We start from the raw sequence: 14,991 nt of genomic DNA on the forward strand, positions 1-14,991 counted from the left end.
TGGATCAAGTGTTTTTCATCCATAAGTATGATTGACAAAATCACAGTAGCCTCTAATCTTATAGCAATTTTTGACCCCGTCTGATTCGCGAATGAAAAGATTAGTACTTCGAGTCAGATTAACATTCACCAGGACAGGAGATCTATTGAATGTCTGAAGCAACTGGCAAAAAAGCCGTATTACAGCTTGATGGCAAAGAAATTGAATTACCAATTTACAGCGGCACATTGGGCCCAGATGTAATCGACGTTAAAGATGTATTGGCCTCAGGTCACTTTACTTTTGATCCTGGTTTTATGGCGACTGCCTCTTGTGAATCAAAGATCACATTCATTGATGGTAACAAAGGTATTTTGTTACACCGTGGTTATCCAATTGATCAACTTGCAACGCAAACAGATTATTTGGAAACTTGCTACCTTCTTCTCAATGGTGAGCTTCCAAACCAAGAGCAAAAAGAAGATTTTGACAAAAAAGTTCGTGCCCATACGATGGTTCACGATCAAGTTAGTCGCTTCTACAATGGTTTCCGCCGTGATGCACACCCAATGGCAATCATGGTTGGTGTCGTAGGTGCTTTATCTGCGTTCTATCATAACCAGCTTGATATCGAAGATGTTAATCATCGCGAAATTACAGCAGTTCGCTTAATTGCTAAAATTCCTACTCTTGCAGCATGGAGCTACAAGTACACTGTAGGTCAACCATTTATGTATCCACGTAACGATTTAAGTTACGCTGAAAACTTCCTATACATGATGTTTGCTACTCCTGCTGATAAAGATTACAAAGTTAATCCAGTGCTTGCTAAAGCTATGGATCGTATCTTTACTTTGCATGCTGACCACGAACAAAATGCGTCTACATCTACTGTACGTTTAGCGGGTTCAACTGGTGCAAATCCATACGCATGTATCTCTGCTGGTATCTCTGCACTTTGGGGTCCTGCGCATGGTGGTGCGAACGAAGCAGTACTGAAAATGCTTGATGAAATTGGTAGCGTAGAAAACGTTGCTGAATTCATGGAAAAAGTAAAACGTAAAGAAGTGAAACTCATGGGCTTCGGTCATCGTGTTTATAAAAACTTCGATCCACGTGCTAAAGTCATGAAACAAACTTGTGACGAAGTGCTTGCTGCATTGGGTATTAACGATCCACAACTTGCACTTGCCATGGAACTTGAACGTATTGCGCTTTCTGATCCGTACTTCATCGAGCGTAACTTGTATCCAAACGTAGACTTCTATTCAGGTATCATTCTTAAAGCGATTGGTATCCCAACGACCATGTTTACGGTAATTTTTGCTCTTGCTCGTACTGTAGGTTGGATCAGCCACTGGTTAGAAATGCACAGCGCAGCTTACAAAATCGGTCGCCCTCGTCAGCTTTATACTGGCGAAACTCAGCGCGACATCAAACGTTAATTTTCAAGCGAAAAATCAACGTCAAAAAAAGACCGCTTTTGCGGTCTTTTTTATTGTTCAAAACTTAGTTATTAAATTTTAACTGATTAGAAACAATCAGGTATTACGATACATACTGCAAGAAGGCTGAGTGTTTTGCTGCAAACGGTGAATCTTTCTTTGCTCTGCTGCTTCAAAACGACAGCGCTTCAAATCATTATCCAGTTTTAAGCAAGGGACTTGTTGAGGTTTACCGTTTTCGTCAACGGCTACCATAGTAAAGTAGCAACTGTTGGTATGACGAATCGTTCTTTTTCGAATGTCTTGTGCTTCAACACGAATCCCTATTTCCATTGAGGTTCGACCCACATGATTCACACACGCCATGAAAGTGACCAACTCGCCCACATAAATTGGCTCTTTGAACGTAACTTTATCTACTGATAGAGTCACCACGTAGCTGCCTGAATAACGACTTGCACATGCATAAGCGACTTGGTCAAGCAGTTTTAAAATTGTTCCACCATGAACATTCCCTGAAAAATTTGCCATATCAGGAGTCATTAGCACTGACATTGCCAACTCGGCTTGCTCATCCGAAGCCTGAGTAATTTGATCTAATGGAGACATTTAACGGACTCTATGAAACAATAACATAAGCGTCTTATTATGATCCCTTTTTGCTAAGAAAAAAATGTTTAGAGCGGCAAATCAACGGATTATTTAATATAACTGAAAATGAGTATTATTTATAACCGACTTCTTTTCATACGTTTCTTTTATTTCTTCCCACAGTCCCAAAATAAAGAGGGTTTAAATCATTATGAAACAAGTCTAATCATTAAAGTGACTTTAAAATCTTATAATCGATTGATCCATGATCAAAACTTTTTAATTCTAAACAAAGCCTAAATAGTGCTATCAATACCAACGCTGTTTTAAAATAAAACTCAGGTCAGTATGAAAATATAACAACCTGAGTTTTACATTTTAACCCGTAACAGGAATATCTCTGATCACTCCAACAATGCCTGTAATAATCATATCAATTGCAATGGTTCCAATGAGTAAGGCAGACAACCGCCCGACAATATCTACATAACGATCGATATATTTAGCATGTTTATAGCGTAAATGATCGTGCGCAAATTTCATCAGAATTAATAGACTACAGGTAATGGCAAGAGTGAATGCGATAATCAGTGCTGCTCCACCAATCGGTAAACCGATACCAGTCACAACAGCCGCACTAATAGTCCCTGGCCCGATCATAAATGGCATAGCAATGGTACCTGCCAAATGTTCAGGCGCGCCGCGCATCTCGCCGATGGTATCCGCACCCTGAAACACATAACGATAGCCAATCACCAAAAAGATGAGTCCGCCAAAAATCTGGAAAGCCTCAAAACGTACATTGAGATATTTACTAAAGATGGTTTCGCCTCCCCATGCAAATAGCATAAATACCACGAAAGCGATCACGCACCCTTGAATCAGTGCCCTATTAAATACTTTGGCTTCCGAATTTCGGATCATGCCCACCATATAAATGCTCATCAAAAAGGGATTGAGCAAAGAAAAAAACAAGGCAAAGGAATGAATATACGGCGTTAACATTCAAGTGCTCTCCTAAGCTTTAGGATCTGGAAAAAGCGGACGATTACCGGGACTAATCCGATTAATGTGTAAGAAAGTCATGTGTCGTTCATAACGATCCAGAATGTCATTAATGACCTGTTCTTTGGTATAACCTACAAGGTCATTGCCCTGTGAACCTTCATATAAATAAGTTTCCAGACGATAATAAAACTGTTTTCCACGCTTGCCACGCTCACTAAAGTTTGGCGCGATATAGCGTACAGGCCAGATCTGATAGATAAAGTTCTGCTCTTCTTCCAGATGAATAGTGATATCCAGATGATACAACTCTGCATCTTCTTCAAGTGGAACTTCGGTAACATCGACTTGAACAGCGCGTTTCTGCAACTCTTCAGTCACCGCCAAAACCGCTGGACGACAGATTTCATTCAGCATTTTTTTGGTTTCAAATGTCCCTGGATGGTGCATAACTCGGGACAAACGTTTTTTCCAATTTAAAATATCTACGTTTCCGACGACAGGGGCAGCGTTTAAACTGGCACTGGCTTGCCGATAATCTTCAAGTCTTAAAGATTTATAAAGACCTGCCATCACCAGAAACATCACAAAACTAAACGGCAGTCCCATAATAATGGTGGCGTTTTGTAGCGCGGTAATGCCGTTGGTCATGAGCATCGCTAAAGTCAACAAACCAATCGCAACAGCCCAAAACACACTGAGCCAGCGCGGCGCATCATGATCAATATTGGTAAATTGCGTGGTAAAGTTACCTAGTACTAGCGCACCCGAATCCGCGGATGTCACATAAAATAGTAAGCCTGTAATGGTTGCAACACCTGCAATAAACGGAAACCACGGATACTGAGCCAATAAGTCATAAAAACCATGTGCTGGATTAGATAGTACCGTTTCAGCCAGTGCAATATTGCCATCGAAAATGACGTTGTGTAATGCACTATTCCCAAAAATAGATAACCAAGTGAGAGTAAATAAAAGTGGAATAATTAAGGTTCCAGACACAAACTCACGAATGGTACGACCGCGTGAAATACGTGCTAGGAATAGCCCCACAAATGGCGACCACGCCACCCACCATGCCCAGAAAAACAGTGTCCAGCTATTCATCCATTCTTTAGGTTGATTAAAAGCAAAACTTTCCAGCGCCAGACTTGGGAAACGGCTGAGATAATCCCCTACATTTTGAACAAGCGCATTGAGTAAAAATTCAGTATTGCCTAAAAACAAAATAAACAGCATCAGCCCAACCGAGACATAAATATTGATCTCAGATAAAATTCTTAAGCCTTTATTCACACCAGACGTGACCGAAATAATCGTGATAATGACCGCCACTAAAATGAGTGCCGTTTGAATCCATAAATTTTCAGGTAAATCGAATAATACGTGTAAGCCATAATTCAGCTGAACCACACCAATACCACAAGTCGTTGCGATACCAAATATCGTTCCAATCACCGCAGCGGTATCCACACTATGACCAATCGGCCCATTAATTTTTTTACCAAAAATTGGATATAAGGCAGAACGAATGGTGAGTGGTAAGTTATAGCGATAACTGAAATAGCCCAGTGCCATCCCAATGAGGGCATACATACACCAGCCTGTTAAGCCATAATGAAAGAGTGTCCAGACCATGCCCTGACGTGCAGCTTCATAGGTTTGCCCCTCTCCCACTGGCGGATGCATATAGTGCGATAATGGTTCAGCCACTGAGAAAAACATCAAATCGATACCAATGCCCGCAGAAAACAGCATGGCAGACCAACTGAGTAGACTAAACTCAGGCTTGGAATGTTTTGGACCCAATTTAATATTGCCATAACGTGAGCAGGCGATAAAAATCACAAACACCATATATAAGGTGGCAGCCAGCAGATAGTACCAGCTAAAGGTTGAACTGACCCAACCTAAAACTGCGTTTAATGCATGATTGGCAAAGTCATTAAATAAAATCGTGGTCAGTGAAAATATTAAAATAATAAGGGCAGAAACATAAAAGACCACACGATTTAAACGATCTTTTGGATGAGTCTCTTGATCATCGACTGCTCTTGGATTATCTGTTGCCATACAATCCTCAAGTAAATTTTAGAAAATTAAAAAAAGTTAAATACTCAATATCAGCGAATAGACTTAATCCATTCAAGCTTAGACCACAACAGGATGTAGGCTTGTAATAGATTCTTCAATTACGATATCGCCACCGATTGACTACATGATTGGATATCTGCATTTACAAATCCAGATATTCTATGTATAGAAAATGCAAAGGATTTTTTCGAGATGCGCAATCGAACATCGCGTTAAAGCAACATCATCGACTGCCACATATGTAAAAATAACTCTTTGCCTACTCCACATCCTGTTGCAACAATTTTACGATACAATCATAACCCTTATTGATTGAATGTTCAATCAATAAGGGTTATGATAAAAAAATGCTATCATGTTCTGTAAATGATTGATTGAAGCAAAACCTTATATTTTTAAGGACATACATGAACAAACGCCAAGTTAAACCTGAGCATGTGCGCCGTGAAGAAATTATCAACGCCGCCTATGACGTGATTTATGAAGTGGGATTATCCAACACCACCATTGCTCAAATTGCAAAAAAAGCCCAACTTTCAGTGGGGATCGTGAGTCATTATTTTGGTGATAAACAGGGTTTAATTAATGCCTGTATGTTGGAAATGCTGAATGTATTACGAGGTAAAACCGCTCAATACAAAGCAGAACTCAGCGACTCTGACCCTCAGAACATGATTAAAGCGATTATTGATTCAAACTTTGACATTAGTCAGGTCAATCAAAGAGCGATGCGCATCTGGCTAGATTTTTGGTCGGCCAGTATGCATATGCCAGAATTGGGACGATTGCAACGCATTAATGATCAACGCTTGTATTCCAATCTGAAATTTCATTTTCTGAAATTACTTCCCGAAGATCAGGCCAGTATCGCGGCTCGTGGTCTTGCCGCTTTGATTGATGGTTTATGGTTACGTGGAAGTTTAAATGGCGATACTGAATTTGATGCAACAATGGCACGTTCGATTGCTTATGACTATGTCGATACACAGCTCAAGCTGATGAAACACACAAGGCAGGAGAGACAAAATGAGTGATGTAAAACTTCATCGTTTATATATCCATGGACAATATACAGATGCAAGCAGTGGCAAAACATTTGATAGCATCAACCCTGCAACAGGTGAAGTCATTGCCACTATTCAACAAGCTTCTCAAGCAGACATTGAAGCTGCGGTTAAAAGTGCGACTCAAGGTCAAAAAATCTGGGCAGCCAAAACAGCGGTTGAACGTTCACGCATTCTGCGCCGTGCAGTCGATATTTTACGTGAACGTAATGATGAACTGGCTCATTTAGAAACACTGGATACTGGCAAAGCTTTGAGCGAAACCTCTACAGTGGATATTGTCACTGGTGCAGATGTACTTGAGTATTATGCAGGACTGGCGACTGCAATTCAGGGCGAACAGGTTCCACTACGTGAAAGCAGTTTTTTTTATACTCGCCGCGAACCTTTAGGTGTGGTTGCAGGTATTGGCGCATGGAATTACCCCATCCAAATTGCTCTTTGGAAATCCGCCCCTGCCCTTGCTGCGGGTAACGCCATGATTTTTAAACCAAGTGAAGTGACCCCGCTCACAGCCTTAAAGCTCGCAGAGATTTATACAGAAGCTGGACTGCCTGATGGTGTGTTTAATGTGGTGCAAGGTGCAGGCCGCGACATCGGACAATGGCTGACTGAGCATCCTGTCATTGAAAAAATTTCGTTTACAGGTGGTGTGGAAACAGGCAAAAAAGTCATGGCCAGTGCTGCGGGTTCCACGCTAAAAGAAGTCACCATGGAACTGGGTGGAAAGTCTCCACTGATTATTTGCGAAGATGCGAATCTTGATCGTGCTGCTGATATTGCTGTGATGGCAAATTTCTTTAGTTCAGGTCAAGTCTGTACCAATGGTACACGCGTTTTTATTCCACACAGTTTGAAGTCTGCATTTGAACAGGCAATTGTTGAACGTGTTCAACGGATTCGTATCGGTGATCCACTAAATGCAGACACCAATTTTGGCCCGTTGACCAGCTTCCCGCATATGGAAAAAGTCTTGTCTTATATTGAATCAGGCAAACAACAAGGGGCGAAATTGCTCATCGGTGGTGAACGTGCTACAGACAGTTCACTCGCCAACGGCGCTTATGTTTTACCCACTGTATTTACGGACTGTACCGATGACATGAAGATTGTACAGGAAGAAATCTTTGGTCCCGTCATGAGCATTTTGGCTTATGACACGATTGAAGAAACCATTCAACGGGCTAACAACACCAACTTTGGTTTGGCTGCGGGTGTCGTGACTCAAGATATTTCTCAGGCGCATCGCCTGATTCATCAGCTTGAAGCAGGCATTTGCTGGATCAACACATGGGGCGAATCCCCTGCTGAAATGCCTGTTGGTGGTTATAAACAATCAGGCGTCGGTCGTGAAAACGGGATTTCAACGCTCAATCATTATACCCGCACCAAGTCGATTCAAGTTGAACTGGGTGATTATCAAAGCGTGTTTTAACCCATTTTATACTCTCTGTATTTTTCTTTTATTTTCCTCAAAACATCTGCTGTCAATGCTGCTTAGGCAGCTTGACGCCTACAATATTAAGGAATAGTAATGACAACTCAATCTTACGATTACATTATTATTGGAGCTGGTTCAGCAGGCAATGTACTGGCTGCACGTTTAACTGAAGATGCCCATGTTTCGGTCTTGCTTTTAGAGGCAGGCGGACCAGATTATCGGCTAGACTTTCGTACTCAGATGCCCGCAGCATTGGCTTATCCATTACAAGGTCGCCGATACAACTGGGCGTATTTGACCGATCCTGAACCGTACATGAATAACCGTCGTATGGAATGTGGTCGTGGTAAAGGTTTGGGCGGGTCATCGCTGATCAACGGTATGTGCTATATCCGTGGTAATGCCATGGATCTTGAAGGTTGGTCAAAACTCAAAGGTTTAGAAAATTGGAGCTATGCTGACTGCCTGCCGTATTACAAAAAAGCGGAAACCCGCGATATTGGTGGCAATGACTATCATGGTGAAAATGGCCCAGTCAGTGTTGCAACACCAAAACAGGACAATAACATCTTATTTCATGCCATGGTCGAAGCAGGCGTGCAGGCGGGTTATCCTCGAACCGATGATTTAAATGGTTATCAGCAAGAAGGTTTTGGCCCGATGGATAGAACTGTGACCCCAAATGGTCGCCGCTCCAGTACCGCGCGTGGCTATCTGGATATGGCAAAAGATCGTCCAAATTTAACAATTGTGACCCATGCGACGACCAACAAAATTCTCTTTAAAGACAAACAGGCGATCGGCGTTGAGTATATTCATGGCATAAATAAAAATGACCTCAAAAAAGTCCATGCCAATAAAGAAGTGTTGTTGTGTGCAGGCGCAATTGCGTCACCACAAATCTTACAACGTTCTGGTGTCGGTCAAAGTACATTTTTAAAATCGATGGACATTCAGGTCGTCCATGATTTGCCGGGTGTTGGTGAAAACCTACAAGACCATCTGGAAATGTATTTGCAATATAAATGTAAGCAACCTGTGTCCCTTTATCCCGCCCTTAAATGGTATAACCAACCTGCCATTGGTGCGCAATGGTTATTTTTAGGAAAAGGCATAGGTGCAAGCAATCAATTTGAAGCAGGTGGTTTTATTCGCTCTTCGGATGAATTTGAATGGCCAAATATTCAATATCATTTTTTGCCTGTCGCGATCAACTACAATGGAAGTAACGCAGTTAAGGAACATGGTTTTCAAGCACATGTGGGTTCCATGCGTTCTCCATCACGTGGTCGTATCAAACTGAAATCCAAAGATCCATTTGACCATCCAAGTATTTTGTTTAACTACATGTCTACTGAACAGGACTGGCAAGAATTTCGTGCCGCTATTCGCATTACCCGTGAAATTATGCATCAGCCCGCGCTTGATCCTTATCGCGGTGAAGAAATCAGTCCAGGCAAACAATTGTCGAGTGATGCTGAGCTGGATGACTTTGTACGCAATCATGCCGAAACAGCTTACCATCCATCATGTAGCTGCAAAATGGGTGAAGATGATATGGCAGTGGTTGACCATCAAGGTCGTGTACATGGTATGCAAGGCTTACGTGTTGTTGACGCCTCGATCATGCCGCTGATCATTACAGGTAATCTAAATGCCACCACGATTATGATTGCAGAAAAAATTGCAGATCAAATTCGTGAAAGGACAGCATTGCCCCGCTCAAAAGCACCATTCTATCGTGCCACATAAATCTTGATGAGATGATCGAACATACATGTATTGCATGTATGTTCGATGCATAAAAAAACAATCTGTTTATCGAACATTTATTAGAATATGCATAAATTTTCACTTGTTTTTTTTAAGCACAGCACATTTTTTAGACGTAAACGGCAATATAATAAACACCCACAAAAAATACCAGTTTCACAACATTATGAATAAAATAAGTATTTTTATAGTATAATTTGTATTTATTGTAAAAATTTAACCATTTCAAATTAAAATTCGATTATTCATAGCTATCTCTTCTAGAATATGTATCCATTGGAATGTAGCGATCATCTACAAAATTAATGTATTTAGAATAAATAGATTAGTTACCCTCCCTCTAAACGTTAGATGCCGCTACATTCCATTTCTTTTATTTTTAAGCCTACATCCTTTTTAGTTCTCAGCATTTTAGAAGTATTAAACCCTCCGCCCTGCCTCGTTTTATTGCTCATTTTAAAAAATAAGAATACTTAAAAAGCTTTTTCTTAAAAAAATGCTGAGCTTGTATAAGCTTGGAATAGCATTTATGTCTAAAAATCAAACATCCTTTATACACAATTTACATGCATAAAATAGAACCCACATTCTGAAAAGAATATGCTTAGCACAGATATTTGCAGATCGAGGAATAAAATGAATATGACGAGAATAAACAGCATTTCGCATAAGTTTTATTCTGTAATATACCTTTTGATTATCGCCATGATTGGGATATTTTGTGCCCTAAACGCAACCTACGATGTCATGATTGGAGGTACGCCGTTTTATTTTTTTGCGGTTCTGGTGCTTGCTTTACAAAGCATATTTGCCCTTCGTGAATCTGAACGCAGCCGCAATCTTGCAGGCTTGGGTTTAATCGTTCTGGTGATGGGTCTCGTCTATAGTTATGGCTTTATGTTTTTGACTCATTTGAAAGCCATTGTACTTCTTCCATCCATTTGTTTGACTTTGTTCGGACTTCCTTCTATTTCTCAGCATCCCCAGAAGGCATATCTACTCAAAACGGTCTTATTGATCTCTCTCATTGCTTTGGCAGCCATACAGTATTATGAACTCAGCATGCTCAAAGGTTATTATGACTCGCTTCCCAATAACGGAAGCTGGCAAAAATATGGCGGTCTATGACAGGGTCATATCACCAAACTGCCATAGCCTCCTTTGATTTCAGTGGGCGCTAAAAATATTTTAACCACTTGATTTGTTTATTCGCATGTTTATAAGTTGAAAATGCGTTCACCACTGGATAAAGCAATAGCGTCAACAAAAATGTGATCAACCACAATTGACCAACGCTTGATACTGAGAAATAACCAGAAGCTGTTGTGCTACCCCACAACATGACACATACAACATATAAGAGCTTTAAAACATATAAGTGCAGCAGATAAAAGAACATAGGCACTGAACCAAATACCACCAGTATGTTAATAAAGCGTGTCTGAACTAATCTTTCAAATACAATCAGAAGAATGAGCCCGACTCCCACATTGCATAAGATAAAAAGCAATGACGGCGGATATTTGGTTAAGTTAAAAAAGCTCATTAGACTCAATGTCAATGAATCATAACTTTGCCAAGCTTCATCCCCATAGACATTTAGCAAACGAAGCAATACAAACAATACAATGCTCAACATCGCAATCAAGATCAAATAACGATCACGTTGCTGCGCATTAAATTGGGGCTGAAAAAACTGCCCTAAACAGTACCCAATTAAAATCACACCCACCCACGGTAATATGGGGTATGACGTTCTGACTCGTAACCCTTCAAATTCAATCCAGCTCCGCTCGTGCAGAATCAACCAGAGAGGTTCAAATATTGTAATATCTTTAAAACTTATTTGATCTAGCAAATTATGACCAAAAATGATCAACAACCCGACACTGAGTAAAATCTTTTTAGGTTGCCCGATACACATTGACAAGATCACCATACTCAGACCAATTGCCCAGATCACTTGTAAATAAATCACTTTTGGAGGAAAAGTGGCTGTCCATGCAAAATTAACCAAAGTTAATTCAAATAAAATTAATAACAAACCACGTTTCAATAAAAAATGACGAGTTTGTTCAATGCTCTGGGTTTTAAGCTGAAATAAAAAAGCAGACATTCCAGTGAGCATAACAAATACAGGTGCACACAAATGTGCCAAAACCCTACTCCAAAAAAGTGCAGGTTCAGTTTCGGTGACATTCATTGGATCACTGACCTGTTTATGTAAGTAAAATGTTTCACGAACATGATCTAGTAACATGATCATAATCACCAAACCGCGTAATGCATCGATAGATTGGAGACGTGGAATAATTTTTGCTTTCGACATACACGCTATATCTTCAATTTATGAAATGTTATATTATTTCACAAATTGTTTTTTGTCTTGTTTATCGAGGGGTTTATGCAGCATAAATATCGTTTGCTGTCGTCATTTATTGGCTTTTCTTTTATTTCTGGTCTTAGTTGGGCCGATTCTCCAAATAATGTTCTTTCTACCATCACCCTACAGGCCGATCAAAATCAGGAAGATGAAAAAACCACCTCTGCTGCAAGCAAATTTGCACATGATGTTTTAGATATCCCTTTTAGCCGTAGCTATCTTTCACAGGACATTTTAAAACAACAAGATAGTCAACGTATTGAAGATGCAATTCATCTGGTCAGTGGTGTATTTGCACAAAATAATTATGGCAGTGGCTTTTGGGATAATTACTCTTTTCGTGGTTTTGCAACAGATCCTAATCTTGGCGCAGCCAGTATCCGTAATGGTTTAAGTCTTAATCGAGGGTTAAGTGCACCGCGAGATATGGTCAATATTGAATCTCTGGACTTCTTAAAAGGCCCTGCCGCCGCGCTATACGGTCGTGGTGAAATGGGTGGTTTGCTTAATATCACCACAAAAAAGCCACAATGGCAGCCGCAAGGGCAACTCAACTTACGTGCCAATACCGAACAACAATATCGTGGTAGTTTTGAATATACTGCGCCACTGAATGATCAACTTGCTTATCGTTTGGCCATTGCCCATGAAGATAATCAAAGCTTTCGTGATGAGGTGAATAGTGAACGCTGGTTTTTTTCACCACAGTTAAGTTGGAAAATCTCTGATCAGACTCAACTTGATTTTGACAGTGAAATCACTCAGCAAAAAGGCACTTTTGATCGTGGTATCAGCGCCTATAAAGGCCAGATTCTGATGAGTCCAAAAACTTTTACAGGCGAACCAGACGATGGCGACATGAAATTGAATGATCAGTTTTATCAACTTCGTCTAACACACGAATTAAGTGATGAATGGAAACTCAATAGTGCATTCAGTTATAAGCAAGGATTGATGAAAGGCTTTTCAACTGAACCTAAGTCCTTTGAATCAGATGGCGAAACCTTAAATCGTCAACGTCGTTATCGTGATTATTTCACCAAAGATCTACTCGCACAGGCTGAACTTTTAGGTAAGTTGAATACAGACTGGGCGCGTCATGAGATCCTGATCAGTACTGAAGCAGGTCAATTGACTTCTGACCAATATCAGCTACGTTGTGATTATAAATATTCAGGCGCAAGATACTGTGTCAATCAGATCAATGTCTATCATCCTCAATATGGCGCGTATTTACCCAATATGGGGCTGCAAACCAATACCCGTGAACAACAGGACTATTTTGCTTTAAATCTTCAGGATCAAATGTTCTTCGATGATCAATGGAGTCTTTTAGTTGGTACACGTTTCGACCAAGTCAAACAGTCTTTAGATAATTACAAAGCCAATACTTCTACCGATAAAACCTTTCATCAAGCTTCACCTCGCGCAGGTATTAACTATAAATGGAATGAGCAGTTGTCGTTCTATACGAATTATGGACGCTCTTTCGCCATGAACAGTGGTACAGATGCCAACGGACAAGTATTTGCACCTGAAAAAGGTGAAAGTTATGAAATCGGAAGTAAATATCAGATTAATGACACATCCCTATTGAGTCTGGCATTATTTCACATGAAAAAACGCAATGTGCTCACCACCAATCCAAGCGATGCAAATTATCAGTATGCCGCAGGTGAAGCATTAAGTCGGGGCATTGAGGTAGATCTGCAAAGTCAACTCACAGATCAACTGCATTTGATGGCAAACTATACTTATACCGATGCACAGATTCATAAAGATACAACCATTGCCAAAGGAACTCCGCTCAATAATATTCCTCGCCATAGTGGTAATCTGGCATTAGATTATGTGCTTTTACAACAGGCTATAAAAAAAGCAGGTGTTGGAGCAAATGTACAGTATGTTGGGAAACGTAATGGGACGCAAAGCACAGGCTTTGAATTACCCGATTATACATTGGTCAATTTAAATGCATATTATGAACCGAATAGCCAGTTACGTTATCAATTCAATATTAACAACGTGTTTGATAAAACCTACTATGTTGAAAGTTATAGTGATCTGTGGATCCAGCCAGGTGATCCGTTAAATGCGTCACTCTCGGTACAATGGACGTTCTGATTTGATTTTGTCACCTTTTTCATTCCCAAAAGTTGTCATGTTCAGCATTTGTGTACTTTTGGGAATCACATTGACAGCCTGTAAACCCCGAGACATTACAGAGCAAAAACCACAATTAGAGACTCAATCAGTTCAAACCACACCATCACATTCTCGTCTTAGTGTTGTTGATTCTTCGGGTTATCGTGTCACGTTGAAGCATCCTGCCCAACGTGTGGTGTGTTTATTTGAGTCGAGTTGTGATGGTTTATATATGCTCAATCAGGGCAATAAAATTGTAGGAATTCCTGCGGAAATTTATCAACAGCCGATGTTATATCACGCATATTCTGTTTTAGACCCACGCATTCAGGCCAAACAGATTCAAAGCCCCTCTCAAGGCAATAATGCGACCAATATCGAAAGTCTATTAATGCTACAACCTGATTTAGTCATTATGGGTGGAGGAGAAAAACAGACCATCGCCCTTCTGCGCAAATTAGGCATAGCAGTTTATATTATGGAATCTTCGACTTATGCTCAGGTCAAAGAAGAATTATCGAACATTGCAGTTTTAACCGATGCAACGGTACGCGCAAAAACCATACTGCAATATTCAGATCAAAAAATAACAGAGATTCAGCGTAATACTGCAAAACAACCCCATCAGCAAACTATTTATTATGCATGGTCGGGCGGTCGTATTTTTTCTACATCAGGAACTCAATCGATTACCAATGATTTTATCGAATTGGCTGGCGCGAAAAATATTGTGTCGACGAAAACCAATCAACCCAACGTCAACCCAGAAACCTTGATTGAATGGAATCCTGATAATATCGTGCTTTGGAATACCGATCCGCAGCTGATTTATCAACGTCCTGAATTACAAACGCTGAAGTCTGTTCAACAGCGTAGAGTTTTTAATTTAAGTCCTGCTTTTATCTATAATCCTCATACTATCAAAATCGTGCTTACTGCACTTTATTTACATCACCATATTTATACTGAAGTGCAATCATCTGACAACATGAAAGAAACCCAATATCAAGTGCTGAGTATGTTGTATGGTTCAAAAGCAGCACAAGCCCTGAATGCCCCATGAAATTGATC

At 40.3% G+C, this 14,991-nt stretch carries 11 protein-coding genes; 7 read left to right on the plus strand and 4 right to left on the minus strand.

Annotated elements, in window-relative coordinates; translation table 11 throughout:
• Positions 1 to 149 precede the first annotated feature (149 nt).
• Positions 150 to 1,424 carry a citrate synthase gene (gene gltA / locus J500_RS05190; protein WP_004990720.1) on the plus strand — a complete coding sequence of 425 codons (1,275 nt, stop codon included), beginning with the start codon at positions 150 to 152 and terminating at the stop codon, positions 1,422 to 1,424.
• A 96-nt stretch (positions 1,425 to 1,520) separates the two neighbouring features.
• Here the strand turns inward: gltA and J500_RS05195 are convergent, their stop codons facing one another.
• The 3 genes from J500_RS05195 to J500_RS05205 form a co-directional block, all read right to left on the minus strand.
• Positions 1,521 to 2,033, minus strand: coding sequence for an acyl-CoA thioesterase (locus J500_RS05195; RefSeq protein ID WP_004990728.1), 513 nt, complete (start codon positions 2,031 to 2,033; stop codon positions 1,521 to 1,523).
• 360 nt (positions 2,034 to 2,393) lie between these two features.
• The gene (locus J500_RS05200; protein WP_004996247.1) at positions 2,394 to 3,020 is read right to left on the minus strand and encodes a MarC family protein; all 627 of its coding nucleotides are present in this window, start codon (positions 3,018 to 3,020) and stop codon (positions 2,394 to 2,396) included.
• A gap of 12 nt (positions 3,021 to 3,032) precedes the next feature.
• Positions 3,033 to 5,093: a choline transporter gene (locus tag J500_RS05205; RefSeq protein ID WP_004996245.1), complete on the minus strand. Its 2,061-nt coding sequence runs from the start codon at positions 5,091 to 5,093 to the stop codon at positions 3,033 to 3,035.
• 428 nt (positions 5,094 to 5,521) lie between these two features.
• Between J500_RS05205 and betI the strand changes: the two genes are divergently transcribed.
• The 4 genes from betI (at position 5,522) to J500_RS05225 (ending at position 10,520) form a co-directional block, all read left to right on the plus strand.
• The gene (gene betI / locus J500_RS05210; protein ID WP_004996243.1) at positions 5,522 to 6,148 is read left to right on the plus strand and encodes a transcriptional regulator BetI; all 627 of its coding nucleotides are present in this window, start codon (positions 5,522 to 5,524) and stop codon (positions 6,146 to 6,148) included.
• Entirely contained in the window at positions 6,141 to 7,613 is a 1,473-nt protein-coding gene (gene betB, locus J500_RS05215; RefSeq protein WP_004996242.1) for a betaine-aldehyde dehydrogenase, read from the plus strand. The genes betI and betB overlap by 8 nt, the downstream gene beginning before the upstream one ends.
• 99 nt (positions 7,614 to 7,712) lie before the next feature.
• Positions 7,713 to 9,371, plus strand: coding sequence for a choline dehydrogenase (betA, locus tag J500_RS05220; protein ID WP_004996240.1), 1,659 nt, complete (start codon positions 7,713 to 7,715; stop codon positions 9,369 to 9,371).
• 657 nt (positions 9,372 to 10,028) lie between these two features.
• Complete coding sequence (locus J500_RS05225; protein ID WP_004996239.1) at positions 10,029 to 10,520, plus strand: hypothetical protein; 492 nt, start codon at positions 10,029 to 10,031, stop codon at positions 10,518 to 10,520.
• A gap of 49 nt (positions 10,521 to 10,569) precedes the next feature.
• On the opposite strand, the gene J500_RS05230 is transcribed toward J500_RS05225, so the two are convergent.
• Complete coding sequence (locus tag J500_RS05230; RefSeq protein WP_034698574.1) at positions 10,570 to 11,721, minus strand: DUF1624 domain-containing protein; 1,152 nt, start codon at positions 11,719 to 11,721, stop codon at positions 10,570 to 10,572.
• A gap of 75 nt (positions 11,722 to 11,796) precedes the next feature.
• Between J500_RS05230 and J500_RS05235 the strand changes: the two genes are divergently transcribed.
• Positions 11,797 to 13,899 carry a TonB-dependent siderophore receptor gene (locus J500_RS05235; protein ID WP_004996236.1) on the plus strand — a complete coding sequence of 701 codons (2,103 nt, stop codon included), beginning with the start codon at positions 11,797 to 11,799 and terminating at the stop codon, positions 13,897 to 13,899.
• Positions 13,868 to 14,983: an ABC transporter substrate-binding protein gene (locus J500_RS05240; protein ID WP_004996234.1), complete on the plus strand. Its 1,116-nt coding sequence runs from the start codon at positions 13,868 to 13,870 to the stop codon at positions 14,981 to 14,983. The genes J500_RS05235 and J500_RS05240 overlap by 32 nt, the downstream gene beginning before the upstream one ends.
• Positions 14,984 to 14,991: the final 8 nt, after the last annotated feature.

The sequence above is a fragment of the Acinetobacter sp. 479375 genome, from assembly GCF_000581715.1.
Taxonomy (GTDB): domain Bacteria; phylum Pseudomonadota; class Gammaproteobacteria; order Pseudomonadales; family Moraxellaceae; genus Acinetobacter; species Acinetobacter ursingii.

Excerpts from the sequence above, each read along its gene's own strand:
- gltA (WP_004990720.1), top strand. The coding sequence starts at position 150 with ATGTCTGAAGCAACTGGCAAAAAAGCCGTATTACAGCTTGATGGCAAA.
- J500_RS05195 (WP_004990728.1), bottom strand. The coding sequence starts at position 2,033 with ATGTCTCCATTAGATCAAATTACTCAGGCTTCGGATGAGCAAGCCGAG.
- J500_RS05200 (WP_004996247.1), bottom strand. The coding sequence starts at position 3,020 with ATGTTAACGCCGTATATTCATTCCTTTGCCTTGTTTTTTTCTTTGCTC.
- J500_RS05205 (WP_004996245.1), bottom strand. The coding sequence starts at position 5,093 with ATGGCAACAGATAATCCAAGAGCAGTCGATGATCAAGAGACTCATCCA.
- betI (WP_004996243.1), top strand. The coding sequence starts at position 5,522 with ATGAACAAACGCCAAGTTAAACCTGAGCATGTGCGCCGTGAAGAAATT.
- betB (WP_004996242.1), top strand. The coding sequence starts at position 6,141 with ATGAGTGATGTAAAACTTCATCGTTTATATATCCATGGACAATATACA.
- betA (WP_004996240.1), top strand. The coding sequence starts at position 7,713 with ATGACAACTCAATCTTACGATTACATTATTATTGGAGCTGGTTCAGCA.
- J500_RS05225 (WP_004996239.1), top strand. The coding sequence starts at position 10,029 with ATGAATATGACGAGAATAAACAGCATTTCGCATAAGTTTTATTCTGTA.
- J500_RS05230 (WP_034698574.1), bottom strand. The coding sequence starts at position 11,721 with ATGTCGAAAGCAAAAATTATTCCACGTCTCCAATCTATCGATGCATTA.
- J500_RS05235 (WP_004996236.1), top strand. The coding sequence starts at position 11,797 with ATGCAGCATAAATATCGTTTGCTGTCGTCATTTATTGGCTTTTCTTTT.
- J500_RS05240 (WP_004996234.1), top strand. The coding sequence starts at position 13,868 with ATGCGTCACTCTCGGTACAATGGACGTTCTGATTTGATTTTGTCACCT.